Origin of the sequence: Leptospira ilyithenensis (assembly GCF_004771005.1) — a bacterium.
Taxonomy (GTDB): domain Bacteria; phylum Spirochaetota; class Leptospiria; order Leptospirales; family Leptospiraceae; genus Leptospira_A; species Leptospira_A ilyithenensis.
This window is the reverse complement of record NZ_RQHV01000005.1, coordinates 1-25,633: the sequence shown is the minus strand read 5'-3', so window position 1 is coordinate 25,633 and position 25,633 is coordinate 1. Positions and strand designations below refer to the sequence as shown.

Annotated in this window: 25 protein-coding genes; 13 read left to right on the top strand and 12 right to left on the bottom strand. The window is 41.2% G+C overall.

The window, feature by feature from the left end; translation table 11 throughout:
* Positions 1 to 39 precede the first annotated feature (39 nt).
* The 4 genes from EHS11_RS01800 to EHS11_RS01785 all read left to right on the top strand — a co-directional run bounded on the left by EHS11_RS01800 (position 40) and on the right by EHS11_RS01785 (position 3,322).
* Positions 40 to 1,020, top strand: a complete 981-nt coding sequence (locus EHS11_RS01800; protein ID WP_135762713.1) for a ligase-associated DNA damage response exonuclease — start codon at positions 40 to 42, stop codon at positions 1,018 to 1,020.
* A gap of 3 nt (positions 1,021 to 1,023) precedes the next feature.
* On the top strand, positions 1,024 to 1,962 hold the full coding sequence (locus tag EHS11_RS01795; protein ID WP_135762712.1) for a hypothetical protein: 939 nt from the start codon (positions 1,024 to 1,026) through the stop codon (positions 1,960 to 1,962).
* Positions 1,963 to 2,213: 251 nt separating this feature from the next.
* Positions 2,214 to 2,600, top strand: coding sequence for an ATP-dependent Clp protease adaptor ClpS (locus EHS11_RS01790; RefSeq protein WP_246047512.1), 387 nt, complete (start codon positions 2,214 to 2,216; stop codon positions 2,598 to 2,600).
* Positions 2,601 to 2,602: 2 nt separating this feature from the next.
* The gene (locus tag EHS11_RS01785; RefSeq protein ID WP_135762711.1) at positions 2,603 to 3,322 is read left to right on the top strand and encodes a DNA alkylation repair protein; all 720 of its coding nucleotides are present in this window, start codon (positions 2,603 to 2,605) and stop codon (positions 3,320 to 3,322) included.
* Here the strand turns inward: EHS11_RS01785 and EHS11_RS01780 are convergent.
* Complete coding sequence (locus EHS11_RS01780; RefSeq protein ID WP_135762722.1) at positions 3,319 to 5,385, bottom strand: adenylate/guanylate cyclase domain-containing protein; 2,067 nt, start codon at positions 5,383 to 5,385, stop codon at positions 3,319 to 3,321. The genes EHS11_RS01785 and EHS11_RS01780 overlap by 4 nt on opposite strands.
* Positions 5,386 to 5,431: 46 nt before the next feature.
* Between EHS11_RS01780 and EHS11_RS01775 the strand changes: the two genes are divergently transcribed.
* From EHS11_RS01775 to EHS11_RS01765, 3 genes are all read left to right on the top strand, one after another.
* Positions 5,432 to 6,745 carry a class I SAM-dependent RNA methyltransferase gene (locus EHS11_RS01775; protein WP_135762710.1) on the top strand — a complete coding sequence of 438 codons (1,314 nt, stop codon included), beginning with the start codon at positions 5,432 to 5,434 and terminating at the stop codon, positions 6,743 to 6,745.
* A 59-nt stretch (positions 6,746 to 6,804) separates the two neighbouring features.
* Positions 6,805 to 7,929 (top strand): SpoIID/LytB domain-containing protein, encoded by a 1,125-nt coding sequence (locus EHS11_RS01770; RefSeq protein ID WP_135762709.1) that lies wholly within the window; start codon positions 6,805 to 6,807, stop codon positions 7,927 to 7,929.
* Positions 7,930 to 8,026: 97 nt separating this feature from the next.
* Positions 8,027 to 8,869: an HDOD domain-containing protein gene (locus EHS11_RS01765; protein ID WP_135762708.1), complete on the top strand. Its 843-nt coding sequence runs from the start codon at positions 8,027 to 8,029 to the stop codon at positions 8,867 to 8,869.
* 1 nt (position 8,870) lies between these two features.
* Here the strand turns inward: EHS11_RS01765 and EHS11_RS01760 are convergent, their stop codons facing one another.
* From EHS11_RS01760 to EHS11_RS01725, 8 genes are read right to left on the bottom strand one after another with little or no spacing between them, the layout of a single operon-like run.
* Complete coding sequence (locus EHS11_RS01760; RefSeq protein WP_135762707.1) at positions 8,871 to 10,103, bottom strand: adenylate/guanylate cyclase domain-containing protein; 1,233 nt, start codon at positions 10,101 to 10,103, stop codon at positions 8,871 to 8,873.
* A gap of 5 nt (positions 10,104 to 10,108) precedes the next feature.
* Positions 10,109 to 10,927 carry an NADH-quinone oxidoreductase subunit B family protein gene (locus EHS11_RS01755; protein WP_135762706.1) on the bottom strand — a complete coding sequence of 273 codons (819 nt, stop codon included), beginning with the start codon at positions 10,925 to 10,927 and terminating at the stop codon, positions 10,109 to 10,111.
* Positions 10,924 to 12,348, bottom strand: coding sequence for a hydrogenase large subunit (locus EHS11_RS01750; protein ID WP_135762705.1), 1,425 nt, complete (start codon positions 12,346 to 12,348; stop codon positions 10,924 to 10,926). Before EHS11_RS01750 ends, EHS11_RS01755 begins: the two co-directional genes overlap by 4 nt.
* Complete coding sequence (locus tag EHS11_RS01745) at positions 12,341 to 13,558, bottom strand: proton-conducting transporter transmembrane domain-containing protein (RefSeq protein ID WP_135762704.1); 1,218 nt, start codon at positions 13,556 to 13,558, stop codon at positions 12,341 to 12,343. Before EHS11_RS01745 ends, EHS11_RS01750 begins: the two co-directional genes overlap by 8 nt.
* Positions 13,555 to 14,166: a formate hydrogenase gene (locus EHS11_RS01740; protein WP_135762703.1), complete on the bottom strand. Its 612-nt coding sequence runs from the start codon at positions 14,164 to 14,166 to the stop codon at positions 13,555 to 13,557. Before EHS11_RS01740 ends, EHS11_RS01745 begins: the two co-directional genes overlap by 4 nt.
* 8 nt (positions 14,167 to 14,174) lie before the next feature.
* Positions 14,175 to 15,053, bottom strand: coding sequence for a respiratory chain complex I subunit 1 family protein (locus EHS11_RS01735; protein ID WP_425460526.1), 879 nt, complete (start codon positions 15,051 to 15,053; stop codon positions 14,175 to 14,177).
* A 5-nt stretch (positions 15,054 to 15,058) separates the two neighbouring features.
* Positions 15,059 to 16,789, bottom strand: coding sequence for a proton-conducting transporter transmembrane domain-containing protein (locus EHS11_RS01730; RefSeq protein ID WP_135762701.1), 1,731 nt, complete (start codon positions 16,787 to 16,789; stop codon positions 15,059 to 15,061).
* Between the two features lie 37 nt (positions 16,790 to 16,826).
* Positions 16,827 to 17,123, bottom strand: a complete 297-nt coding sequence (locus EHS11_RS01725; RefSeq protein WP_135762700.1) for a hypothetical protein — start codon at positions 17,121 to 17,123, stop codon at positions 16,827 to 16,829.
* Between the two features lie 75 nt (positions 17,124 to 17,198).
* On the opposite strand from EHS11_RS01725, the gene EHS11_RS01720 reads away from it, so the two are divergent.
* From EHS11_RS01720 to EHS11_RS01705, 4 genes are read left to right on the top strand one after another with little or no spacing between them, the layout of a single operon-like run.
* On the top strand, positions 17,199 to 17,885 hold the full coding sequence (locus EHS11_RS01720; protein WP_135762699.1) for an ABC transporter ATP-binding protein: 687 nt from the start codon (positions 17,199 to 17,201) through the stop codon (positions 17,883 to 17,885).
* Positions 17,882 to 19,816: an ABC transporter permease gene (locus tag EHS11_RS01715; RefSeq protein ID WP_135762698.1), complete on the top strand. Its 1,935-nt coding sequence runs from the start codon at positions 17,882 to 17,884 to the stop codon at positions 19,814 to 19,816. Before EHS11_RS01720 ends, EHS11_RS01715 begins: the two co-directional genes overlap by 4 nt.
* Positions 19,770 to 20,366: an ABC transporter permease gene (locus tag EHS11_RS01710; RefSeq protein WP_135762697.1), complete on the top strand. Its 597-nt coding sequence runs from the start codon at positions 19,770 to 19,772 to the stop codon at positions 20,364 to 20,366. Before EHS11_RS01715 ends, EHS11_RS01710 begins: the two co-directional genes overlap by 47 nt.
* Positions 20,367 to 20,405: 39 nt before the next feature.
* Entirely contained in the window at positions 20,406 to 21,311 is a 906-nt protein-coding gene (locus EHS11_RS01705; protein ID WP_135762696.1) for a hypothetical protein, read from the top strand.
* Here the strand turns inward: EHS11_RS01705 and EHS11_RS01700 are convergent.
* The 3 genes from EHS11_RS01700 to EHS11_RS01690 all read right to left on the bottom strand — a co-directional run bounded on the left by EHS11_RS01700 (position 21,308) and on the right by EHS11_RS01690 (position 23,704).
* Positions 21,308 to 22,069, bottom strand: coding sequence for a hypothetical protein (locus EHS11_RS01700; protein WP_135762695.1), 762 nt, complete (start codon positions 22,067 to 22,069; stop codon positions 21,308 to 21,310). The genes EHS11_RS01705 and EHS11_RS01700 overlap by 4 nt on opposite strands.
* Positions 22,066 to 22,626, bottom strand: a complete 561-nt coding sequence (gene pyrE, locus EHS11_RS01695; protein WP_135762694.1) for an orotate phosphoribosyltransferase — start codon at positions 22,624 to 22,626, stop codon at positions 22,066 to 22,068. The genes EHS11_RS01700 and pyrE overlap by 4 nt, the downstream gene beginning before the upstream one ends.
* Before the next feature lie 91 nt (positions 22,627 to 22,717).
* A complete protein-coding gene (locus EHS11_RS01690; RefSeq protein WP_135762693.1) occupies positions 22,718 to 23,704 on the bottom strand; it encodes a cytochrome-c peroxidase in 987 nt (328 codons plus the stop codon).
* 251 nt (positions 23,705 to 23,955) lie between these two features.
* Here EHS11_RS01690 and EHS11_RS01685 point away from each other — a divergent pair, with 251 nt between their 5' ends.
* Together EHS11_RS01685 and EHS11_RS01680 are read left to right on the top strand one after the other, a co-directional pair.
* A complete protein-coding gene (locus EHS11_RS01685) occupies positions 23,956 to 24,297 on the top strand; it encodes an LEPBI_I2431 family sigma-54 regulated protein (RefSeq protein ID WP_135762692.1) in 342 nt (113 codons plus the stop codon).
* Between the two features lie 109 nt (positions 24,298 to 24,406).
* Positions 24,407 to 25,336 carry an ornithine carbamoyltransferase gene (locus EHS11_RS01680; RefSeq protein ID WP_135762691.1) on the top strand — a complete coding sequence of 310 codons (930 nt, stop codon included), beginning with the start codon at positions 24,407 to 24,409 and terminating at the stop codon, positions 25,334 to 25,336.
* Positions 25,337 to 25,633: the final 297 nt, after the last annotated feature.

Genomic DNA, 25,633 nt, shown 5'->3' with positions numbered 1-25,633 from the left:
AATTTGATTTCAATGGAATGAAATTCGAGAGTTGTCGGGATGGAAATTTTAATCCAAAGGCCGGAAGGTATCTATTGTCCTCCGGGAGATTTTTATATAGATCCCTTGCGTTCCGTGTCCCGTGCTTTGATCACACACGGGCACTCAGATCACGCCCGCAAAGGAAGTAAAAACTATCTTTGCCATAAAGACAGTGTCAATATTCTCAAACTTAGATTAGGCGAAAATATAAATTACCAAGGAACAGATTACGGAAAGAAAATGCAAATAGGCAATGCTCTTGTTTCCTTCCATCCTGCAGGCCATATACTCGGTTCCTCACAGATTAGAATCGAGGTGAAGGGAGAAGTCTGGGTGATAAGCGGAGATTACAAAACTTTGCCTGACTTAACTTGTCCGGGTTTTGAATCTGTTCCCTGTCATGTGTTCGTCACCGAATCCACGTTTGCATTGCCGATTTATCATTGGAAAGAAGATTCTGAAATTTTCAAAGAGATCTTGGAATTTTGGGAAACAAACCGAAAAAATAATCTAACATCGATTATATATGCCTATTCTCTTGGAAAAACACAGAGAATCCTTTCGGGATTGAAGGAGAAACCGGGAGATATTTACCTGGAGGAAGGAGGTCATCACCTAACGAAAGCTTATGAAATGAGCGGTGTGAAATTTCCCGAATACAAACCGATCTCGGAAATCATCCATTATCACCCGAAAGATCCCAAACCTCTGCTGATCATTCCTCCCGGTAGTCATTTGAGTCCTTGGAAAAAACAAATAGGAAAATACAATGCATGGTTTGCCTCCGGCTGGATTCGAACGAACAAGGAAAATCCTTTTTCCAAAAGCGGATTCGAGCTATCGGACCATGCTGACTGGAACGGACTCAACTCTTCTGTTCGCAGTACAAACGCTAGTCGGGTGATCGTAATGCACGGATTTACAGATACATGGATCCGTTATCTGAAGGAATCCGGTCTGGATGCAGGCACATTTCCGGATATGGAACGCAAGATTTAGAATATGAAAGATTTTTTTAAACTTTGTTCCGATCTGATTCAAACAACAGATCCCGTTTCTTTGGAAAACATTTTGTTTCAGTATTTGCAGGACAAAGACCGGGAAGAGGTTCAAGTCGTGTTCCGGATTTTACTAAGCGAAAAAAAAATCAAATTTCCTATAGCAAAGATTCAAAATTGGATTTCAGAATCACTGGAGTTACCGACTTGGCTTGTAGAAGAATGCAAAACAAGAGTGGGCAATGGTTCCGTAAACTTAAGCCTGTTATTTCCAGAACCGAAAACAAAAAAGGATCTAAGACCGAAGGAGTGGATGGAAACATATATCGACCCTCTCTTTTTTGCAAAAAATGAAATCATCCAAAAAGAATCTTTAGTATCCTCCTGTCGGATTCTTCCCGAAAAAGAAAGAATCCTGTTTCTAAAAATGATTCTACCCGGAAAAACCATTTCGTTTCCGGCCAAGACCCTCGACTTGATCAAACGATGGGAAACAAACCGGAATCTTATACCTCACTCAAAACTAGAACCTTATATTTGCAAACTTGCACTCGGTTATGCGAAAAAGTCGACAACAGCAATCGGGTGTTATACGGATTTGGGATTTCTAGGAAAAAACGAAAAAAAGGAATGGATCAAAATGACGACCATCCCTTTTCCCGATCTTACGGAAGCTGAGGAAGATCTTTTGGAAAATTTTATCACCGCGAACCGAGTTCAAAAATTCGGACCGGTATTATCCGTTTCCTTAAAACTGGTTTTTGAAATTTCATTTTCGGGAGTGGAGAGATCCAAACGTCATAAGGCAGGTTTTGTATTGGTTTCTCCCCGGATAAAAAAGATCTTGGGCGAGGGAGATCTCGAATCAGTTACCAACTCAGAGTATTTTATATCTCTGTTAGAAGTGGAAAATGAAACTGCCGGCAAACCCTTTTGGGAATAAGAACAATCTAAGTAAATATGCCCGCTGATTGCAGTGGACGGGAATTCAGTGATCCCATTTTCAAAATTTGAAAAAGCAGCAAGTGCCGCAAGGATTTTGAGGAATCGTGCTATCCGTTCTGCAATCCACCCATATCGGTTATTTGCTTTTTGGCAAAAACCTGCCTTTCGGATGGACCTCTCTTCTTTAGCCAATTGGGTACAAAAAAATCTTTCCCATCACGGTAAGGATGTGAGAGAATATCAATATACTTGGATGATTGGGAATCCTGCCGGACTCATGATGAGCTTTGGAACGCGGCACAGACCGAACTGAAATATACAGGCAGAACGCATAATTATATTCTTATGAATCAAAATCCTTCAGAAAAGACAATCATTGAAGATGAAACGGAAGAAAGTTCCCAAAATGTCTATTTTTCCAAAGTCATACTCTTCAATGATCTGATTAATGATTTCGGTCACGTGGAAGATTGCCTTATGAAGATTTGCTTCAAATCGAAAAAAGAAGCAAAAAAAATCGCACTCGAAGCACATAACAACGGAAAAGCGATCTGTTTTATAGGATCATCGGAAGAATGCGAAACTGTAGCGGAAAAATTAAGCGCAGAACATCTAACAGTCTCCATTAACAACTGAATATGAAAAAAAAGATAAATCCCGTCTTGGAAGAATTACTTTCGGCAAAAGATCCGGTGAAAGAGGCATTTTTTCCCAGATTCTTCAAAACCGGAAAAGGAGAATACGGCTATGGTGACAAATTCATCGGAGTAACTGTTCCCATTCAAAGAAAGATTGCACTGAGACACTATATAGATATGGATTTGAAAGAGATTCACGTCTTATTACATTCGGATTTTCATGAAGCCAGACTCACGGGATTGCTAGTTTTGGTTTTAAAATTTGAAAAACTCGCCAAGTCGGAAAAGGAAAAATCGGATATAGTTTCTTTCTACAAATCCAATCTTTCACGAATCAATAACTGGGATTTGGTGGATACAAGTGCGGAAAAAATTCTAGGCCCTCACTACTTCGGCAAAAATACAAAATATCTGCACGATCTGACCAAAACAAAAAATCTATGGGAAAATAGAATCGGTATCATGTCCACCTTTCACTTTATCAAAAAGGGAGAATTTGCGGACACACTGATCATGTGTGAATTGTTTTTAGATCACAAACAGGATTTGATTCACAAAGCAAGCGGTTGGATGCTACGGGAAATAGGTAAAAGAGATAAAAAGCAATTAATCCTATTTTTAACAAAACATGTTTCCAAAATGCCAAGAACCATGCTTCGTTATTCTATCGAAAAATTGCCTGAAAAAGAAAGACTAAACTGGCTTAGCCAAGAAGATTAAAAACTTCTTGGCAGAACCTCAGTTACAAAATAAACTTTTACCGGCTCCGCTTTTCCTTTCAAAGTAAGTTCCCTGCTTTCTTCGTATCTCAAATACCGATCACCACCTGCGGCCAGATAGGCGGCTTCGGAAACGGCAACCTTTCCCGGAACTCCGTGACTTTCCAGTCTTGCTGCCGTATTCACAGCATCTCCGATAACAGTATAATCCATTCTTTTTACGGACCCGATATTGCCCACGATCGCTTCTCCGAAATTGACTCCTATCCTGAGGCGGAAGGTTCCGGGAGGAACTCCCAAGTCTTCGTTGATTTTAATCATTCTCTTCTGCATCTCCACCGCGCAAGCAATCGCATGATAAGCGTCCAAGTCCGTTTTTTTAGGAGCTCCCCAGAATGCCATAATAGCATCACCGATAAACTTGTCTAAGGTGGCGGAATAATGAAAAATCAATTCGGACAAAGATTCGAAGATCGTATTCAAATTGGCAAGTACCACTGCGGGAGGATTTTGTTCCGAGAAAGTAGTAAATCCTACAATATCCGAAAAAAGAGTTGCGATGTCCCTTTCCTCTCCACCTAACTTGATACTATCGTTTACAATTGTTTCCATTACTGCGGGAGAAAAATAACGGGATAACCGCATCTTTTCCTCTTTTTGTTTCTCAACCAGTTTTCTGGACTCCACCATATTGCGAATGATGGAAAGACCTACTGAAACGGAAAATCCCGCAAACGCATAGTCTTTTACAAATGTTTGGCTGGGATACCACTCCCATTGCATTTCCACAACGATATCATTCAAAAGCAAAAGTATCATGGCCAGAATACCTACGGACACGGTTCCCATAGAAGGAACTTTTCTACCGAGGAAAATGATATAACAGAGAGAAAGCCCGAGAAGAACCGTTACAAAAGACCAATAAAAAAAGAATTGTGACAGAAAATAAAGATTGGGAAGAGCAAACAGAACGAAAAAAGCAACTATCCCCAATGTATCGACGATGCGGTTCGCTTTGCGAATCCATCCTTTATGGACTTTTGCAAACTGAACCACAAAATTAAATAGAAAATGAACGAGCAGAATCCAGGAGGCGTATTCTATTTTTTTAATCCAAAATCCATCGTTTAGGATCGAATAGATGATCTGACTTTGGAAAAGAGTATTCACCGCCATAAAAATAGAACCTAACGAAAAATAAATGGTAGCGTGTTCATCCTTACGGAACAAGAACTGCCAATAGAGATAAAAACTTCCCAGAATCACGGTGAGAACGATTACGAATATTTTTTTGAAATCATTCCAGTATTCCGCGCGTTCGGAGTATCTTTGGGAAGAAATATAAAATTTATCGTGAGAGAGTCCGGGACTTAACGGATATTTGGCGAAAACACGAATGGCCAAAACATTCGGAGCATTCGTGTCAACCTGACCTACAGGGATTCTATAAAATCTCGTCTTGTCTGCAAATAAGGATTTATCTTCCAAAACGGTATCGGGAGGAGTATCCAAATAAAGCCCTGTTCCTCCTATGAACTTTCCATTCCAATACACCGCATCCGCTTGACTGATCTGACCTAAACGAACGGTAAGATAACGGGAACGGAATTTGGATTTTAAATCCTCATCCGAGATAATAACTTCCGTTCTATACCAACCGTACCCTTTGTACTTTTCGAAATAATCCCGGAAGTCGGGAAAGTAAATTTCTCCGTCTCCGTCTTTTACTTTGTCCCAGGAAGTCTGGATGGCAAAACCGGAAATCCATCCGTTGCGCGCGACACCTTCCAATGAATTTTCCGCATTTGCAAATCGGAGAGATTCTACGGAATCATACTCCGGATCCAAGTCGTCTTGGTTTGTCGTCTTCGGTTTTTCCAAGAGCAATTGGGAATCTCCCGGACGGAAGGACCATTTTTGTCCCGGTTGCCCGAATGCCTTTTCCGATCTCAAATCAAGAATGGAGCCGGTAAATACTATCTGCGCCGAAAGACTTTGGGTAACGAACAGGGAAGTAAAACCGAATGCAAGAAAAGATAAAAAGAGCCTTTGCAGTGAAACCATGTCCGAAAGTATATAAAAATCAATAAGGTCTGGCAAGAATAAAACATTGGATAAAATTGTTATAGATAGCCTCACATCCGATTTTTTAGGACAAGGAATTGCACCTAACGGAAAAAAGGTTTCTTTCCCTTACGCGCTCCCCGGTGATGAATTGGCAATTGAAATCACTTCAAAAAGAAGGCGCCAAAAAAAAATCAGACTACTCGGGTATATCCAAAGAGCAGAATGGAAAGGGGTTCAATGTGAACACTTCGGAACCTGCGGGGGTTGTTCCGCACAACATATATCATACGATAAACAGACCGAAATCAAATTCGAACCGATCCTTTCTTCTTTTGCCAAAGACTTATCAATCGATCTGAACCCCATTCCCGCAAATACGATTTATCATTACAGATCCAGAATGGATTTCAGCGTTTTTCCCGGGCCAAAAGTTGGACTTCGTGCGAAAGGAAATTTCCGCCATGTAGTGGATGTTCTCCGCTGCTCCATTCAAACCGAATGGGCAAACGAGGAATTGCAAAGGACTAGAAACATCATCGAAAAATTTCCGAACCTTCCCTGGGATAGAAGAGATGAAAAAGGCGGACTCAAATACGTTACCATCCGAAAAGCTAAATTTACGAATGAATCCACTATTATTTTTACATTTACGGAAGGTTTTGAAACAGAGGCCGATCATGATCTGTTTTTGGAAGAAACAAAAACAAACCTTCATTCCGACAATATAGTATTTTGTTACAATAGGGTAAAATCCGAAGTTTCGGCACAGGGAAGGTCTGTCGTATTACGGGGAAAAGACGGTCACACGGAAACCATACAAAGCAAAAACTTTTTTGTTCCCTTTGATTCTTTTTTTCAACCTAACCCGGAGGGATTTCTTCCCATCCTGGATTTCATCCGTGCAAGACTTCCCGAAAACAAACAAACTCTGATCGATCTTTTTTGTGGAAACGGATTTTTTTCGCTCCTGTTCGGAAAAGGATTTTCTTCCATCCATTGTTTCGAGTTGACACCTTCTTCCATAGAGACAGCAAAACGATTGTTAAGTAGTGAGTTCCCTAAGGTGGAAATCAATGCACAAGTGGCTAACCTGTTTATAGATGCGAGTCCCTTGCCTAAAATTCAGGATGGGGTTTTGATTTTGGATCCTCCCCGTGCCGGCTCGGGAAAGAAAGTAGCGGAATGGATCAGAGATTTCGGACCTAAAGATGTTTTTTACGTTTCCTGCAACCCGGAGAGTCAGAAAGAAGATGTTAAGGTTTTTCTGGAATCCTATACCGCAAAAGAAGGAATCCTGATCGATCCCTACCCTCACACCCCTCATACGGAATCGGTTATTCATTTTCAAAGAAAATAGACTCAAAAAATAAAGTGGAAAACTCTCTTTTCTTCCGAAAGTAACAAAAGAGAGGGAATATGAATTTCGCCAAGTCCATTGCCATACTATTATTCATCATCTTCGGTTTCAACTGCCGGACAATGGTGGTTTCAACTTGGGCGCATCCTGATTCTGCCAGAGAGTTTTCAAAAGTAAGAGTACTTCTCGGGCAAGGCGCCGAAGAGGAAATTTTCAAAACAGATGCTACGATCGAAGTACTGGATGCAAACGATCTGACTATCAAAAAAGCTTATGAAATTTTAAGCCTCAATCCTACTTCCCTGAAAGCTCCCATCCGACTGACAGCTAACGGAAGTTATATCGAATATAAAGGCGCCAAATACCGCGGAGAGATCCAACTGAAGCCGGTGGATGGAAAAGTATTTATCATCAATGTGGTTCCGATGGAACAGTATCTATTTTCCGTAGTTCCTTCGGAAGTTCCCGCTTCCTGGCCGAAAGAAGCCCTGAAAGCACAAGCAGTCTGCGCAAGAACTTATGTTGTTCGCGAGATGTTATCACGCAAAAAACAAGTTTATGATGTGGATACCACAACCAACACGCAAGTTTACAAAGGTATCACAAAAGAAAATTCGAATACCACGCACGCAGTACAAGATACCGCCGGATTGATTTTGGTTTTCAACGGTAGTCCCATTCAAAGTTTTTTTCACTCCAATAGCGGAGGAGTCACCGAAGATCCGATCAATGTTTGGGGAAATCAGGTTCAGTATTTAGCGAGTGTTAGATCTGATTACGATAAAGAAGGCGATAATTACTCTTGGGAAGACAAACTTACCGGGACTCAAATGAATCAATTTTTATCTCCTTTGGGACTCGGAGAAATCCAGGATCTGATCGTAACTTCCCGGTTTAATTCCTCAAGAGTCAATGAAATCGATATCATAGGAACCAAATCCTCCAAAAGAATCAAAGCGACCGAACTTAGAAAATTACTAGGTGCTTCCAAACTCAAATCCACCAGGTTTGGGATTCGAAGGGAGCCGGACGGAACCTTTTTTGTGAAAGGTTTGGGCTCGGGCCACGGTGTGGGATTGTCCCAATGGGGAAGTTACGCCATGGCAAAAGAAAGTATCGATTACAAAGACATCCTATCCTATTATTACAAAGGTGTGGATTTCGCCAGAATGTCGCAAAACTAAAGTTTTGTGACATTCTCCGGCTACAAGTAAGCTCCGAAAGGGGCTTTTTTATTTTACTGGTTTGGATTCTAGGAAAATCTGGCATTAGAGGTCATCTATGTCTTCTTTAGCAGAATACCTTACACAAATAAAAGACCTGACGATCGTTCCACCTGTTCTTATTTCCATACTATCTCTGGAAGACGACAACGAACTCTCCTTCGGGGAATTGGAAAAAAAAGTCCAATCGGATCAAATACTCGTGGCGAGGCTCTTAAAGCTTGCCAATTCGCCTTTCTTTTCCAGGGGAAACTCCGTAGCAAACATGAAACAAGTGATCACAAGGCTTGGTTTCAAGACAGTTCGCTCAATGGTGGCAATGGCGATGACTGACTCACTTTTCCGCCAAGGAAACTATAAAAAGTTCAGAGACGAAGTTTGGGATCATTCCATTGCAAAAGGAATCTTGGCTCAGTTTTTATGTGAAGAAAAGAAAATGCGCAAAGAAGCGGAACTTTCTCTTACCTGCGGACTGATGCAAGACCTGGGCAAAATCGTTTTGAATACGATCGATCGGGCAAAATACGTAGAGGTTTTGGGAGAATTCCAGACCACTGACAAAAGTATGTACGATCTGGAAAAAGCAGCGTTCGGAGTGGATTCGGTGGAAATGGGTGCGGCAGCGGCCAGACTTTGGAAACTTCCCGATCAGATCATCGAAGTGATTGAAGACAAATCCAAAAAACCGGAAGAACAATCCGTGCTAGGACAGATCATCGGATTCGGAGGAACCGTAGCCAGAATGACCGGCCATGGTAAAAAAGAACCTGACACTCTTTCCGTTTATGAGTCTTATCAAACCATATTCGGTCTCGGCAAAGATCAAACCCCTCCACTAATAGATGTTTATGGAGAAAAATTAAAAGTAAACGAACTTTACCAGTTCTGTTCCACTTTGTAATTCATAAGGTCTTCACGCTTAAAATACGATGAAGGCCTTCTTTGCCTTTGATTTTTACAGGATCCAATTCTTCATATTTGTATTTTGTTGCATAGGTATCGGGAAGTTTATTGTACAATCCTTCCGATACCAGAACTTGCATAGGCTTCGCCATTGACTCAAGTCTGCTTGCCATATTGACAGTATCTCCTACTGCAGTATAAGAAAGTTTTTGAAAAGAACCTACGTTCCCCACAATCACTCCTCCTGAGGCCAAACCAATTCCTATTTGAGGAATAAAACCGTAAATGGATTCCCATTTGGGCTGCCATAATTCGAAAACCTGCAACATCTCTACTGCACAGTCCAGAGCATTTTGTCTATGATCTTCCTGATAAACAGGAGCGCCAAACAAACACATGATGGAATCTCCGATGTATTTGTCCACCATGCCTCCATAGCCCAGAATCACTTCCGTCATCGATGTGAAATATTCATTTAGAAAAGAAATAACCTGATGCGGTTCCTGTTTTTCGGAAAGAGTCGTATAACCCCTGATATCTGAGAAAAGCACGGAAACTTCCTGAACCTTTCCTTTTTGATCCAAAGAAAGCGAATTGTTCATTATGCTTTCCACAACTATCGGATCAACATACATCCCGAATACGTTTTGCATCTTTTTCTTTTCGTGCTCTAACTTCAGTTTTTCCGCGTATTCGCTTTCCAGATCTTTTTTGAACTGGCGAACCAGTGCATTCAAATCCTGGATCTCGGTTTGATTCATTCCGTATAAATCCTGGAATCTTCGCAGGCTGTCGTCCATCTGCAAACCGATTACTTTTTTGCGATAGATATCCCGAAACAAATTGCGGAACCGATGTTCCAAAATAGTTTTTTTGATTCTCTTTTTTGAGAAAAATTCATTGATACCTAGCTGGAAAGCCTGGATCGGAAGCGTTTTTTCGGAAGGGTTTGAAAAAATAACAATGGGGATTTCCAAAGGACCTGCAATTTCAGCAAGCTCGGATAGGGTATCTTCTTCCGATACCCCTGTCTCCGGGAAAGAAATTTCACTAATCAAGAGATCGAAATTTCCTTTTTTTAAATCTTCCAATCCGTTTTCATAGACGGAGCGCCAAACAATCTCTATATAGTCGTGAAACCATTCTTTCAATAAACCGGAGATTTTATCGAAAGAACGTTTCTTGGGTTCGATATAAAGTATACGAACGATTTCTTCTTTTTCTAAGTCCACATACCTTATTTCTCAGATTGCATATATTTGTGAAGCGCCTCTTGGAAAGAAAAAGAAAATCTTCCCATTAAATAACGGAATGCCTGCAGAACCACGTCCGGTCTGGGGGGGTCTCCTCCGATGAAAAGATCAGGTTCTTTCGGGCGTTTGCCCTTGGGATAGAGCCCTCCGCTCACAGCTTCCGTACCACAGGCAATCAACGCCTTCGGTCCCGCCATTACTTCCCAGGCGTCCGAGAGCGGACCTTCCATTCCTTTCGACACAGGTCCCGAAAATACAACTGCATCGGCATGTTTTGGACTTGCTACGATGCGAACCCCTTCTCTCTCCGAGTCGAAAACGGAGTTGAAGGATGCATTTAACTCGCATTCGACGGAGTTATTTCCTGCCGCTGCCACTTCGCGGTATAAAAATCCATTCGTACGGGTTAACTTACGAAAAGCCGCCACTTCCGCCGTATCGGCAGGTTCAGGTTCAGGAGTGAATTCGCCGTTTGTGTATGTTATACGCAAACTGTCCCTGTCTTTGGAGAATACATAGAGAAAGCCGGAATTTTTTATATAATCCTTGCCGCATGCGGTCACGCAAGAACCGCATTGTAAACAAGCACCATAATCGAACCGAATGCTATCATTGGAAAGAATTTTGACCGAATGGGTAGGACACTCCGTTTCACATACCTTGCACTCATTGCAGCCGCCTTCCTTGATTTTCAATGTCGGAACGGGAATCCCTCTGTTCTTCGGATGAACCGGAGAAGCCTTTTTCCAATCAATGATTTGTGAAGGTGAAAATATATTCTTGATTTCGAGTAAAGATCTCATAAGTCGAACCCCACGTAACTTAGATTAAACGATTTATTGTTGAGTGGAAAGTCTCCGATCAATTCCCCGCGAACTGCCAATTCCAGCGCATGCCAATTCAAAACGGAAGGATCACGGATATAGGAATCCGTAACATGTCCTTCCGCATTCAAATCCAAAGCAACAAGAACCGGTCCTCTCCAAGCTTCTACGGTTTGGAAATACAACCCGGGTTTGAGAACCGCAGACTTTGTCAGTTCCACGGGAGAGCTGGACCATACTTGATCCCAATTCAATTTTTCCACTTGAGTTTCCATCCAAAGAAGTGATTGTTCGATCTCCTTATAACGTAGATAAAATCTTGCCCAGGCGTCTCCCGAAAAATGATATTGATCCTCCGCAGGAGCCAAAGGTTTCCAATCCGGATAACCGATATCAGTCAATCTTTGGTCTTGCAAAACTCCGGCCATACGGGCGACTTGACCGACAAATCCCTGTTTGTTGACATCTTCCGGAGTGATTTTCCCGCAACCTTGCAGTCTTTCCTTGATAGTGGAAACATTCAATGCTCTCAACACTTGAGGTTCCACGTTCTTTTTGAATATTTTTTTCAGATTATAGAACGCAGCTTTGGCATCTTTCGCAGTCAGCTTGGAGTTTACCACAACCCCTCCCGGCCGAACCGCAGCTTTTCCGAAACGGTTCCCGGTCCAGTTTTCCATAAGACCAAGGCCCGCTCCCCTATCCGTTGCGCAAACACCGAATAACGGATAGTAGCCGATATCTTCCGAAAGTCCTCCCAAGTCACCGATGTGGATGGCGATTCTTTCCGTTTCGATGAGCAAAGAACGGAAAATCTCCACATCTTTTGAGGGCTGGATGGACATTGCATCTTCATAGATTCTGCTGAAGGCAGTCGCATAAGCAACGCTTGAATCTCCCGAAATGGTCTCGGAAAAATGCATCACTTTCGAATGAGGAAGACCTTTGATTCTTTCCTGAATACCCCTATGTTGGAAACCTAGCCGTATTGTTAGGTGACGAATCGTTTCTCCTTCCACTACGAACCGAAAATGACCGGGTTCAATGATCCCCGCATGTATCGGACCGACCGCATGAGAATAGGAATTGCTCGCACAAGGAACTTTGAGTCCGTGAAAAAAAGGATCTCTGAGCGTTCCCGATTTTTGGTGAAGCCCGAGCACCTTACTTCGTTTATCCGTAAGGTATTCTTCCTCCGAAAGAGAGGAATAGTCTTCAGCTCCCATATCTTTTCCGAGGGAATGACGCAAAACCCAAATCGGATAAGAATCATCCATTAAAAAGTCGATTGCACTTTTTTTATCGGGAACCGCTTCCATCGTAACCACATTGTTTTCACTTAGGAAGTGGTAGAATTTTTGTCTGTTATTTGAATAAAATACACCTGTTGGTTTACGCATTTGCCAAACCTCCGTTTACCAAAGTAATCATCCCATAAATGCCTAACGCCAAGGCCGCGATAAGGCTGATTAGAAAGAAAAATATCCGAATACGAAGAACTGTCTGAACATTGGAATTAAAATCCCGATGAGGAAGACGGATGATCGGTAAAATCTTGTTCAAAGCGATAAAGAAAAAAACCAAACCGAGGATCGGAAATGCAAAGAGCAAAATTGAATTCCTTTCCAAACCGATTCGAATGATTTCCAAATCCAAAAGAAAGATAGGAGATAGAGGAAACACGAAAGCAACGAGCAAAGCGGCAAAGTAAGAATAAAAGGATGCAGAATGAAGGGAATCACTCTGTGCAATATTGACAATCATCCTTTGCCCCGAATCCATCCGAAGTATTCCCATGGAAACAAAAACCAATACCTTTACGAGTAAGGTTGCCGCCAGAAGAAAATAGAAAACGGAATCGGAAACATCTAACCATAGAAAGACGGCAAGCATTCCGGTATGAAACAATGCGACCTTTGCCGCAAGCCTTCTGATATCGTCTCTGCGGTGCAAAACCCAGGTAGAATAGAGAATCGTAAGTATTCCTATGAACAAAAGTCCGTTTGCCGAATTGAAAATAGAAGGATTGAGAGCCTTCTCAAACTGAATCAAAGGACGCAGTGCAAGTGCGACGGATACCGGAACAAAGGAAGCGATCAGAGAGGAAATCTGGCTCGGGCTTTCCGCATAGGTATCCGCTACCCAATAATGGTTGGGAACAAGACCGAGTTTCGCGGAATATCCGTAAACGGAGAGCAGTAATCCCGTTTCAATAAGTAATCCCGACTGACCGGTTAACCCCTGTTTTAAGGCAGAAAAATCGAGAGACTCCAAAGGAGTGGACACAAATAACAGAATCACTATTCCTAAAAATGCAATTCCCAGTCCGTAGGAATTGATCAGTAAAAACTTCCAACCTACATGAAAGGATTTTTCAGTACCGCTGGAAGATATAAGAAGTGCTCCGAACAAAGTGGACGCTTCGATCAAAATCCATTTCAAAACAATATTCTCGGTAAACCAGGAAGAGAATAATGCTGAAAAAAACAAAACCTTAAGGATCGACCATAATAGGATGCGGGTTTGTCCTTTTGTAGGCGCAAAAATAAAAATCCCAAATACTACAAGAAAGGAGATGATCCCCGATAAATAAAATATACATTCGTTCATGTTTGTTTACCTTTACGGTGCATATGAGGAGAGAGTTTTAAAATCCCCGCAGATACGATTACAAGGACTGCATCCAAGAAAGATCCGAACTCCAATCCGAACGGAAGCCCTTTGTCCAAGACCAAAGTCAAAACGAAGATTCCGTTTTCAAAGACGCAAAATCCCGCAATCAGAGCAAGCCAGTTTCGCCTAACAATAAAGCACAAAACCCCTACGTAGATCATCAGGATCACGTAAATGAGTCCGATTTTATGAATCGGAATGGGCCAATCGCTTGTACCTTGGGTGATTCTTACGGCGACAACCAATCCCAATATCAAAAAAAGAAAAGTAGCCAAATAACCAAATTTAGGTGCCGTGCTTTCCTTCATTTGAGATTTTTTTGCAGTCCAATTGAGAATAAACGGAGTCAAAAATCCTTTGAATAAAACAACAAGAGTGATCAAGCTCAAAGAATGTTTCCAATTCTCCTCATGAGTTTGAAGAACGGGAAAAACCAGTAAAAAACCCTGAATGCTTAGAAAAATAATGATTCGCTGCAATCGGTTTTCCACAAGCACGACAATTCCGGTAAGAAAGAGTAATAAATAGATAAAATCGTATAACATATGTACTCCTATGATAACTTAACAAGAGTTCCGAGAATCAATATGGCAAGAAAAGCAAGCCCCATAAACTCGGGAATCCAAGTCCATCGCCTTCTTACCGAATTTGCTTCCCAAAGCCCAAGTATGACGGAAAGAAGAATCACTCCCGGCAAAACGAAACATTCTCGCGTAAAGGTTCCCATTTCGGAAACCGGAAACAGTTGGGAATGTTCCAAAGCAAGTTTGATAAGGAAAGCAAGTAAACTTACCAGCTTGATCTGACTTGCGAGTTCCAAATAACCCATCGTTCTTCCCGATGCTTCCAAAATCATCGCTTCGTGGACCATAGTCAATTCAAGATGCGTCCTAGGATCATCAAATGGTGGTTTTGCGAGTTCGGCGAGAATTGCTATGAAAGACAATCCCAAAAACAGGATACCGATAAAGACACCGACGGGAGTCATTGAAATCTCTATGTGGGACTGTGCCACAAGGATCATAAGGATGATTGTCGGTTCCGCCATTACGGACAAAAGGATTTCTCTTCCGGAGCCAAGACCTCCGAATGAAGTTCCCGTTTCCATTGCAAAACTAACGAACGCAAATCGATACATGGCAAGAAAGAAAGGGATCAATATAAAAGGAGCCCATTCAAATACAACAATCGACCAGATGGCAAGACCTGCATATACGGCAACGATAGGCGAAATCTCGGAGAAGATACCTGAGTTGGGATTGTCGATGGGTTCTTTGGCCAAAAACTTTCTGATCTCATAAAATACTTGTAGGACTTTCGGTCCCTTTCTGCCTTGCGCTCTCGCTCTTAACTTTCTTACAATACCGCCTGCAACCAGAGGCAATGCGATAAATATAAAAATTTGATAGATGATCAGATAAATTGAATTCAGGTTCATTAAATTTTCCCCCAATTCCCCAAAATTAATAACGATAGAATCGCTATCAGAAAGATGGAAGAGATCGCAAGATATTTGCTTATTTCGTGGTCTTCCTGTTCTTCTTTGGATACAAAGTATTTTCCCATATCCAAAAGTTTATGAAAACCGTCTAAAAAATTCTGATCGATGATGGATCGTCCTTCTTTGGTTAAAAAATACCTTCCTAATGAATTTCGAAGAGGCTCCGAGAAAACGGAAGCGGGAATGGAGAGTTCGAAACCCAAATAACCGTTTCCACAGTCCCAGAACTTTCTTTTGTTAATCTTATGTGCCCACTTGAACGCCACCAAACTTAATATAAATGCCAAAGTAACGCCGGAAACCAAAGCAAGACTGGTAATCCATTCTCTGAAACTTTCATCCACATAAGGGGCAAGAGGAGGCAACATCAGGATGAAAGGAAGTAAGATAGGCAAAAGAAAAATCATCAAGCCCAAACTTCCGACGGATGCCAAAACCCAAAATCGTTTAGTAGAGTTCCATTCCGGCAAACGGGTGTTTGGGTCAGGGTTGGAAAGAAACAAACTCATGTAAAGTCTGATATGAGTAAAACCGCCCAGTATAATTCCGAAAAATATAAAGATCATCGCCGGCAGAAGAAATACTGATCTACCAAGAGGCATATCCAGAATCTTTGCATTCAGAAAAAGATATGTGGACTCGGAAATAAAACCGATCGTACCCGGAATCACCGCATAACTGAAAGTTCCGAGTCCCATCCATAAAGGAGAAATCCCGATATAACGTCCTATCCCTTTCATATCATCCGTAGAACTTGAGTTCCTAAGTCTTGCCACAAGTCCCACCGAGAACAATTGAAATGTTTTTGAGAAACTATGATTCAAAAGACTGATGAAAAAAAGTAGATGGAAAGATTTGCTTAAGAAAATAAGATCCTGATCTTCTGCGGATTGAAACATTCCTGCGATGGAAAGACAAAGCCAAAGGAAATTGATCGATTCAATGGAACTGTAAGCCAAAGCCTTTTTCGGATCTTTGTGAAAGAAGGAAGTGATACCTCCGAAAAATACTCCCAAAGCAGCCAATGGAAATAAAACCTGATACAAGATCGGATCTTCCCAGTAAGGCATTACATATCTGCAGAAAAGCAATAATGGAAAAATTTCCAAAGCTCCTGCAAAAGCACCTAATGCATGTGAGGGTCCACCCTCGTTTACTTTCGGCAACCAGATATGAAATCCGGAAAATCCGGACTTCAAAAGAAGCGCTATCGTAAGAAACACAAGCCCTCTAGTGTCTCCGGTCGGTAAAAAAACCCACGCGGCCAAAAAGATCGCGGATATCCCGGATGCAAGCAGGAGAGAACCAAGACTTTCAATTTGTTTTTTCCCGAATTCGGTTCCTGAATAAATCAGAATGGTGGAAAAGGATGCTATCTCCAGGGCAACAGGCAATAGTATGGATTTTCCCGCCAGATAACAAACACCAAGCGAAGCCCAAAAAATGGCATACCCCACGGCAACCTTTCCTTTGTTGTCGGTTTCATAAGACTGAACCAACATAAATGCGGAAAGGCCGATATAAACCTGCAACATAAGACCAAGTAGTATAGGAAAATCGTCTCCAAGCGGATTTGCACCGGATTGCAAAAAGATGACCAATGGCAGAAGGGCGGATAGCCCTACCAGAATAAAACTAAGGAGGGAGAACTTTCGGTTCACTTCCATAAAACCTCACTATGAATGTAGAAAAAAAATAGGAAATTTAAGCGAAGGCAGGATAGGACGGAGGTCCACGAAACATGTGAATGGAGAAAAAAATCAAATAGAGGAAGGAAAGAACAGATCTTCGAAACCTGTTGAATGTCAAAGAGGAAAGAAGTAAGTAGAGGATGGGAAGGTAGGCTAAATTGTTTTTGGACTCAAGTTTGGGAAAAAACTCCCCTTCCGAAGTCTCTTGAATTTCAACCTCACCCATTTCCATATTGGCAAGGGTAATACTAGGAGATTTACTAGAAAAAAAGAGGGTAACCGCTATAATGAGAATTAAACGAAATACCATATTTTCTATTCCTCAGTACAAACTAAATTTGAATTATAAATTGAAAAGATATTTTTAACTGACGATTAAAAATCTATGAATCCCACTGCGAGCTACATTCAAATTTCAGGATTGTCAAAATCTTATAGGCAAGGAGAAGAGAAGGTTCCTGTCCTTCGGGATTTGAACCTAAACATCCCGGGCAATGAGCTAGTCACTCTTATGGGACCGTCCGGTTCGGGAAAATCCACATTGCTTAACATTTTGTCCGCAATCGAATCCGCAGATTCGGGACAAATCACCGTTTTTGGAGAAGAATTGACGGGAAAAACCGAAAACCAGCTAACCCTATATAGGCGAACTACAATCGGAATCGTATTTCAATTCTTTCACTTGCTCCCTTATCTGTCTGCAACGGATAATGTGGCGCTCCCTCTGTTTTTAAGTGGAATGGGCAAAAAGAAAGCTAAGAAGGAAGCCGAAGCCATCTTGGACCTTGTGGGCCTGAATCATAGATTGAAATTTTCTCCCAAGGAACTCTCCGGTGGAGAAAAGCAGAGAGTGGCAATTGCACGTGCAATTGTCCACAAACCGAAACTGGTTTTGGCGGACGAGCCGACGGGAAATTTGGATTCCAAGTCCTCGTTGCAGATTATGGAACTGTTTCATAAATGCGTTCAGGAATTGGGACTTAGTCTTTTTATGGTAACTCATAATCCGGAAATGGGAAAAATGGGAAACACCCAAATAGAGATGTTAGACGGTAAGACGAAAATCAGATGATCCAACTTTATCGGATTTTCCTTTGGGGTTATCTAAAGGAAGAGAAAACAAAATTTTTCTTTTCGTTGCTAGGAATCTCTCTCGGAATCACACTCTATTTTGTCACAAGTCTGGGTTCGTTTCGTGCGGAGGAATCTGTCCTTGATCTTCAATTGGGATTTCCAAGCGAATCGTTTTACGGACATTTCATTCCCTCGGGGGAACCAAACGGAAAAAACCAATCCATTCTGAAAGATATAAATGAAATTCTGCCAGATTCCTTAGGAATGGATCCCGAAATACAAAGAGAAGGTTATCTTTTGGATCAATATCAAAACTTTCACCAATTTGTTTTTTTGGGAAAAGATCTGGTCACTCAATATACGAAAACGGGAAAAGAATACTCCGATCAAAAGATAAGTCCTTTTTCCTTCGGTATCAGCCAGTCATTAGCAAAACAGATATTAGATGAATACGATCCTACGGAAGTTTTGCTTTGCGGCAAAAAAATAAAACTGATTCGGGAAAACACATATGTCATAAATAAAGAAGGAAACTTCATACTTACCGATATCGTTCAGGCGCAGAAGATATGCGACGCATCCGATAAGGCGGATCAGATTGTAATTTATTTTAAAGACGGAAGCTATGAAGTCCCGGAACCGGACAAAGGAAAATTAAAATCGATAGAAAACAAAGGATGGGTGTTCGAATCCAGGGAAGAAGTGAAAGACAGAGCGGGAAAAGCACTCGGATCTCTTCGCATCAACCTAATGATTGTTTCATTGGTTTCCGTACTCATTTCCTTCTTCATGGTGACAAATACATTTACAGGTCTTTATTTATCCCGCAAAAAAGAGTTGGGAATTTTATTAAGCATAGGTACTTCCCGGCTTCAAAACCTGTTTCTTTTTCTATCTCAATCTTTGTTCCTGGGAATATCGGGCAGTTTGCTCGGAATTTTTTTCGGATTCACACTAAATCGTTCAGACTTCCTTCCCGGCAAAAGCACCATTACTGATCCTTCGCAGATCGCCAGTTATACGAAAATTCCGGATGGAATACTGCTTACTTCCCTGTTGATAGGGATTTTCGGGGCCTTGGTTTCGGGCACACTTTCCTCTCTCAAATCCTATCGAATCCGTCCCATCGATCTGTTAAGGGAAAGATCACCCATAATCAAAAAATCAATTTTACAAAACACCAATTTGATTTTGGTAGTTGGAATCCTATTTGTAGCCACAGGTATTTTTTTAGGCTTATACTCCTCTCCCAAATCCCTATGGAGGGGAATTTTGGGAATCGGGTGCATCATCTTGGGCTTTGTTTCCCTATTTCCTTTTCTAATCCAAAAAACGATTTCCTTTTTCTTTCGGGCAATAGACCGGTTTGATTTTTTTCCCAGTTTGAAGATCGCATGGGAAGAAATCAAATCGGAACCCTGGACACATAGCTTAACATCTGCGACTGTTATGTTGTCAGTATCATTGGTATTGACACTCACTTGTCTGACCGGCAGCTATGAAAAAACTTTGATCAGGTGGACTGAGGAAGAAAACGATTTCGAATATTCCGTCATCAATCCTTCCAAACTCTCCAGAGGCCGGCCGGGAGTACCCACCTCCTTGGAGTCCAAATTGGAAAGATCGAATCTATTCTCAAAGATCCAGCCGTTTGTCATTCACCCCAAATTCATCATAGGTGATAATTTTTATACCATCCATGCTTTCCCTTTTCCCAAGGATTGGAACAAAGAGGAAGTTTTGGTTTCCTCCAATTTTTGTTTTTTAGAAAAATTGTGCAAAGGAAACGATCTTGAAATTTTAACTAAAAAAAAAGGAAAAATCTCAATGCGAATCCAGGGAGAAAAAGAACATTTTTTTCTCGGAAAGAGGAACATTGATAATGGATTTGGACAAATACAAGGAATTGTTTTCCTTATCGGATTATAATTCCATACGGGTAAAGTTCAAAGGAAACGACACAAATGAAAAAAAGAAAAACATTCTAAAATCCGTTTTGAATTCGGAAACAAAAGAATTGGATATATTGGATCAGGATAGTTTGAAACAACTTTATTTGAACGGGATGAAAACGGTTTTTTCCATTTTGGACAGCCTCAAGTCCATGGCGGTTTTCATCTCCATTCTTGCAATGACATCCTCTCTAATCTACAATCTGAGAGAAAAGACTCACTTAATATCTGTTTTACGGTCGATCGGACTAGGCAGGTTTCAATTATTTTCCCTGGTCTTTTCTCAATCTTTGTATCTGATAGGTTTCGGAACACTCCTCGGTATCATAAACAGCTTCATTCTATCTCCCATCGTTGTCTATGGAATCAATCGAAATGCATTCGGATGGGTGTTGGATTTTTACTATCCTAGTTCCGTCCTTCTCGTTTTATTTTTGTCCCTTCCTTTTATCTCAGCCTTTGTTAGCTTTTATCCCTACAGAGAGGCCAGTAGGAAGGCTCTTAGAAAAGGTTTAAATTATGAATAATTCTTTACAGTATTAGGATTTTGCTCCAGAACAGATAACATGGCCGGAACGATCAAGGTTGCCCTCGAACTTGCAGATGCAATTAAAAAAGAAAATTTGGAAGGAAAAGATAAGATTCCCACATCGGAAACCTTCCTTCGTATCTGGGCCGGACATTTCAGCAGATCGGAAGAAGAAATTCGCAAAGTTCTTAGCTCCCTCAAAGAAAGCCATTATATTTTTATCATCAATATCGTAGCACCCGATCCCAACTTATTCGTATACGGGGAAGAAGCTTACCTTTGCGCTGATATATCCATACTCAATGATTTGAAAAAATCAGCGGAAGATACTTTGGAAAAACTCTATGAGTCAAGCAATTACAAACGTAAGTCCGCGTTTCAAATCACAAGAGAGTTATTTCCCAAAATCAAGGAATACAACAACACACCTCTGGGCAGATCAATCAATTTGGTCGTGATGTTGGAAGAATACTCCCGTATTCTAAATACAGCTAACTTTGAATATACGGATCAGTGGAAAAGAAACCAGCTACAGGAAGTTTATAGGGATGAGATGAATGCTGTCGATGAGATGGCACCTTTCCTGAACGCAAGGGAACAGGAAGCGGGAAAACGTGCAGTCGACCAGATTCGGGAAGCACCGAAAGAAAAGGTCGATCAGAATTGGGTCAAGGCCACTCAGGCTTTTTCCGTGGAATTTTTAGTTCGGGTGCACTTCCGCAAATATGAATTTGATGTGATCAAAAAATTGATTCAATCGGGAAAGCTGAAAGAAGAAAAAGACATTAAACTGGTAAGAGATACCCTCCAAGTGATGGAGGGACGAACTGGTCAAGATAGACTTTTGAAAAGATACGAAGCGGATATGATAGAATTAAGAAGATACTGTCAGGCAAAATTGAATATGATGCGCCAAGGTATCATTCAAAAAACAAATCCTTAAATCTTCGGCTCGGAAACGAAAAAACCCGCCTTGCTGAGAGCAGTGTATACCTGAAAGAAAAAAACCATCAGACTAATAAAGAGCATCCTTCTCTTCAAGGAAAATCCCGGTAGAATGTAGTTTTTCTTTTCCGGCATATACAAAAAGAAAACGATCAGATTTATATTGAAAAAGAGCATTCCCGTTTCTTTGTTTAAAAAAGGAAAACGGATAGGAAGGTTCGGGATATACAGTGCGATGACAAACACCAAGCTGGGAACAAAGAACAAAGCGGTTCTAATGGTAAAAAAGCTAATCTCCGTTTCATCCAATTCCGCTTTTACATTTGCGCTCGATTCTACGGTTTCCTTAAACCCGGTAAAGTCTTTGATGTTTACAATCGGATAGATTTTTTCTTTCGTTTCGATCACCAAACGGTCGTAAGATCTGAACTTGTCCTGGGTGATCTTTTCAATATCTTTCAGACGGATGCTCGCGCAACTTCCTCCGGAATCGAATTGTTTCAACATACCACCTTCGATTTCAACTCTGCCGTTTTTTAAAATATCCACCTGTTTGCTGAAGTTCTTTTTCATAAACCATACAAGTAGAAAAAACAAAGGAGTAAAGATCATAAGAAACTTTCCTCTTTCCGATCCGGGCAATTGAAACGTATTATAAATCAAAAAAAGAAGAAACATGGATAAAACCAAACTGGTCCGAATGATCAGTTTTTTCCGAAAAGATTCCACATTATAAGAAAATATTTTTTTACTCATACGATAAACTCTGCTTTTTTGAATAGAGAAACCATTCTGATTCCTTGTTTTTCCAAAGCCTCCTTTCCGCCCTCTTCTCTGTCCAAAACGCAAATCCCTTTGGTCACCTCGATCCCGGCTTCCCTAAGTGCGGCCACTGCTTTCAAAGTAGAACCTCCCGTAGTGATCACATCGTCTACCACCAAACAAGACTTAATGTCTTTCCAGAAACCTTCGATCTGTTGTCCGGTTCCGTGACCTTTTGCTTCCTTACGAACTACCAAAGGATAAATCAATTTACCTTTTTTTTGATAAGCCAAAGACAATGCATAAGCGATTGGATCCGCACCGAGGGTGAGTCCACCGACTGCTTGAAAATCTCCGATGAGTTTGGGAATGAGCTCCTCAACCATACAATCTGCCAGTGCGGAAAGTCTTTCCGGGTGGAGGGTGAGTTCTTTACAATTAAAATAATGATGGGATTCCATTCCGCTAGCTAAACGAAATGCTGTCTCAGAGTATCTGTAAGCATAGGTTTTCATCCACTGAAACAATTGGTCGTGTAAACTGGTCTGCATAGTAGAAACGATTACGGATACTAGATCTAGGGGAAAGAAAAAAACCCTCGGAATCGAAAGAAAGATTTGAGGGTTTTTAAGAGAATCAGGTTTAATTGGTTCTGGATTTGTCGGAAAGGGTTCCTAAAAATTTTACGATCTTATCGGTATCGGCGTTCGAAAGATTTTGACCTAACTGATGATATGCCATTTTTTGTACTGCATCTTCCAAGGTTGCAATTTTTCCGTCATGGAAATAAGGAGCCGTCAAACTAACGTTACGCAAAGAAGGAACTTTGAAAAAATGTTTGTCCTCGGCTATTTTTGTAACATTAAAACGACCGAAGTCGGTTGTATCATAAGGATTGACTTGTCCCAGTTTTCTAAACGAATTTCCGCCAAGCGCAGTTCCCGAATGGCAGGATGTACAACCTGATGAAATAAACGTATACAAACCGTCCTTTTCATCCTCATCCAAAGCAGTATGATCACCGTTAATAAAATCATCAAATCGCGACGGAGTCACAAGCGTTCTTTCAAAGGAAGCGATCGCTTCAGCAACGTTATCGTAAGTAACTGCGATCTTTTCATTCGGGAATGCTTTTGCAAATAAACCGGGATATTCCGAATCTGCGTTCAATCGTTTCAGCACTTCAGCTTCGGAAGGCATTGCCATCTCTATCGGATTGAGGATCGGACCTTTGGCCTGCGCCTTCAAATCCGCTGCTCGCCCGTCCCAGAATTGAACGAAATGATATCCTGCATTTAAGACCGTGGGAGAGTTTCTATCTCCGTTTTTGCCGAAAGCACCCGGAGAAGTAGGAAGGTTGTCCACTCCGGCACCTTTTCCTTCGATATTATGACAAGAATTGCAGGATTGAGTATTATTTTGGGAAAGTCTTTTCTCGAAATAAAGTTTTTTACCGAGAGAAACCAGTTCAGGTGTATCTTTTTCAGATCCGGGCATTTTAGATGGAAGAGCTCCAATTATTTTTTTTGCTCTCATTTGCAATTCTTTTGTTTCTTGGGAAGGACCACAGGCCGCGACCGCAAAACAAAGGAAAACGATTGGAGTATAAATTTTATTTATTTGTTTCATACCATGTCCTCTGTTAGTGTAATTATGGACATATTCTGAGAGGGTTGCCTTAAGTATAGAAAAATTTAGAATAATTCTAAAACGTTCGTTTTTTAAGCAATCTGCAATTTGTTTTATGTCAGTTTGATCAACGATAGAGCAAAATAGGTCAGGATTATGAATTTTTTGTTCCGTGGCGATTTCTTTTGGCTAAACACGGTTCTGGCATGATTTATGCATTAGAAGGACTGTAATTCTAGGAGATAAATCAAATGTTAGAATCTCGAGCAAAACAAAGAATCTTTTCCAACGCCTGGGATGACTTCGTATTAAAAGTATACTCAAAGAACGAAACACCTGAGTACCTTCTTGCAAGCATCCGGGACATCTCAGAGATCGGAGTCAGCGGCCTAGTCGAAATGGGGTCTGAAATCAAAGAGAAGGACATTCTCGTGGGAATCATCGAAAGCGATTTGACCCGATCCAAGATCAAATACAGTGGCAAAATCGTTTGGATCAGAGAGACAAGCGAAGGAACCGAATTCGGCCTGAAATTTTCGGAAGAATTTCTACTGCCAGACGTTCTGATCGCGCGTTCGATGGCTGCTGCCTAATTGAAAAATGCAACCGGAGCGGGAAGATTCATTCAAAGCTCCGGTAATTTTTCCTCTCTTTCTTTAACACTGCAAAGATTCGCACCGATAATCAATGTAGGCGATTATCATGTCTACACTCACCCATCTCATCTCCTGGAAGGATTGGTCTGACGACCAAATTGCAGAGTTAATCGACTTTGCGGTATACGTAAAACAAAACAGAGTCTTTTTCTCAGGTCATATGGCTGGTCGTTCCATGGCCATGCTCTTCCAAAAAACTTCCACGAGAACCAGAGTTTCCTTCGAAGCGGGCATGACGGAACTCGGGGGTCATGCTATCTTTTTAGATTGGATGTCTTCCAATTTTTTATTATCCGATATTGATTTTGAAGCAGAATATCTTTCCCGAAATGTTTCCATCATTATGGCAAGACTTAAACGCAACGAAGATCTGTTGATTTTGCAAAGCGGATCCAAAGTTCCTGTGATCAACGGTTGTTGCAATTTATTTCATCCCTGCCAAGCACTCGCAGACATACTAACAATAGTTATGGACAGACCGAAGGATTGGAAAAAAACAAAAATCTGTTATATCGGCGTTCATAATAATGTGGTCAATTCTCTCGTCGGAATCACAGCTGCGCTCGGGATTCATCTAACACTGGTAACACCAATTGCAAGTCCCGATTCAATTGTGCCGGAGGTAATAGAAAGAGGAAAATCCAAAGGCACCATTTCCTGGGAAAAAGACCTAAAAACCGCTGTCCGGGATGCTGATTATGTTTATACGGACACCTGGGTTGATATGGAATTTTTCAACGATCCTAAGTTTCAAAAGGAAAAAGAAGAAAGAATCGAACTGATGATGCCGTATCAGATCAATTCGGAACTGTTAAAACATACGAAAGCGAAAGTAATGCATGACATGCCAATTCATGCAGGTTACGAAATTACAAGAGAAGTCGTGTTAAACGAAAGATCGATTATTTTCACCCAGGCGGAAAACAGATTGGATGCGCAGAAGGCGGTGGTTCTTAAGCTTTTGGAGAAAGCATAAAACGTTCGATGTTCCTCGCTCTTTTTCGCGGAACATCCTGTTCCGACGAAAAAGCTCCGGCATCCCTGCCTCCGCCACCGCGAGAAACATCTCACTGGCCTTTAAGAGAAAAGAAACTTTATCTATGTTTGTATGCTTCGGATCTATTTATTTTGTGCAAAGCTGAGCTTTCTTATAAGATTGGATTTTGGTATCCCCGCCCTGATTTGGGAGGGGTTAACCACCCATCCCGTTACCCATAAAGTTCTTGTACGTGGTATAGCATTTAGTGATCTGTTGTTATGGAAAACGAGCAAG

What these genes read in the sequence shown, in the direction of transcription:
- EHS11_RS01800 (WP_135762713.1), top strand. Translation starts at nt 40, where the DNA reads ATGGAAATTTTAATCCAAAGGCCGGAAGGTATCTATTGTCCTCCGGGA.
- EHS11_RS01795 (WP_135762712.1), top strand. Translation starts at nt 1,024, where the DNA reads ATGAAAGATTTTTTTAAACTTTGTTCCGATCTGATTCAAACAACAGAT.
- EHS11_RS01785 (WP_135762711.1), top strand. Translation starts at nt 2,603, where the DNA reads ATGAAAAAAAAGATAAATCCCGTCTTGGAAGAATTACTTTCGGCAAAA.
- EHS11_RS01780 (WP_135762722.1), bottom strand. Translation starts at nt 5,385, where the DNA reads ATGGTTTCACTGCAAAGGCTCTTTTTATCTTTTCTTGCATTCGGTTTT.
- EHS11_RS01770 (WP_135762709.1), top strand. Translation starts at nt 6,805, where the DNA reads ATGAATTTCGCCAAGTCCATTGCCATACTATTATTCATCATCTTCGGT.
- EHS11_RS01765 (WP_135762708.1), top strand. Translation starts at nt 8,027, where the DNA reads ATGTCTTCTTTAGCAGAATACCTTACACAAATAAAAGACCTGACGATC.
- EHS11_RS01755 (WP_135762706.1), bottom strand. Translation starts at nt 10,927, where the DNA reads ATGAGATCTTTACTCGAAATCAAGAATATATTTTCACCTTCACAAATC.
- EHS11_RS01750 (WP_135762705.1), bottom strand. Translation starts at nt 12,348, where the DNA reads ATGCGTAAACCAACAGGTGTATTTTATTCAAATAACAGACAAAAATTC.
- EHS11_RS01745 (WP_135762704.1), bottom strand. Translation starts at nt 13,558, where the DNA reads ATGAACGAATGTATATTTTATTTATCGGGGATCATCTCCTTTCTTGTA.
- EHS11_RS01740 (WP_135762703.1), bottom strand. Translation starts at nt 14,166, where the DNA reads ATGTTATACGATTTTATCTATTTATTACTCTTTCTTACCGGAATTGTC.
- EHS11_RS01730 (WP_135762701.1), bottom strand. Translation starts at nt 16,789, where the DNA reads ATGGAAGTGAACCGAAAGTTCTCCCTCCTTAGTTTTATTCTGGTAGGG.
- EHS11_RS01725 (WP_135762700.1), bottom strand. Translation starts at nt 17,123, where the DNA reads ATGGTATTTCGTTTAATTCTCATTATAGCGGTTACCCTCTTTTTTTCT.
- EHS11_RS01720 (WP_135762699.1), top strand. Translation starts at nt 17,199, where the DNA reads ATGAATCCCACTGCGAGCTACATTCAAATTTCAGGATTGTCAAAATCT.
- EHS11_RS01715 (WP_135762698.1), top strand. Translation starts at nt 17,882, where the DNA reads ATGATCCAACTTTATCGGATTTTCCTTTGGGGTTATCTAAAGGAAGAG.
- EHS11_RS01710 (WP_135762697.1), top strand. Translation starts at nt 19,770, where the DNA reads ATGGATTTGGACAAATACAAGGAATTGTTTTCCTTATCGGATTATAAT.
- EHS11_RS01705 (WP_135762696.1), top strand. Translation starts at nt 20,406, where the DNA reads ATGGCCGGAACGATCAAGGTTGCCCTCGAACTTGCAGATGCAATTAAA.
- EHS11_RS01700 (WP_135762695.1), bottom strand. Translation starts at nt 22,069, where the DNA reads ATGAGTAAAAAAATATTTTCTTATAATGTGGAATCTTTTCGGAAAAAA.
- pyrE (WP_135762694.1), bottom strand. Translation starts at nt 22,626, where the DNA reads ATGCAGACCAGTTTACACGACCAATTGTTTCAGTGGATGAAAACCTAT.
- EHS11_RS01690 (WP_135762693.1), bottom strand. Translation starts at nt 23,704, where the DNA reads ATGAAACAAATAAATAAAATTTATACTCCAATCGTTTTCCTTTGTTTT.
- EHS11_RS01685 (WP_135762692.1), top strand. Translation starts at nt 23,956, where the DNA reads ATGTTAGAATCTCGAGCAAAACAAAGAATCTTTTCCAACGCCTGGGAT.
- EHS11_RS01680 (WP_135762691.1), top strand. Translation starts at nt 24,407, where the DNA reads ATGTCTACACTCACCCATCTCATCTCCTGGAAGGATTGGTCTGACGAC.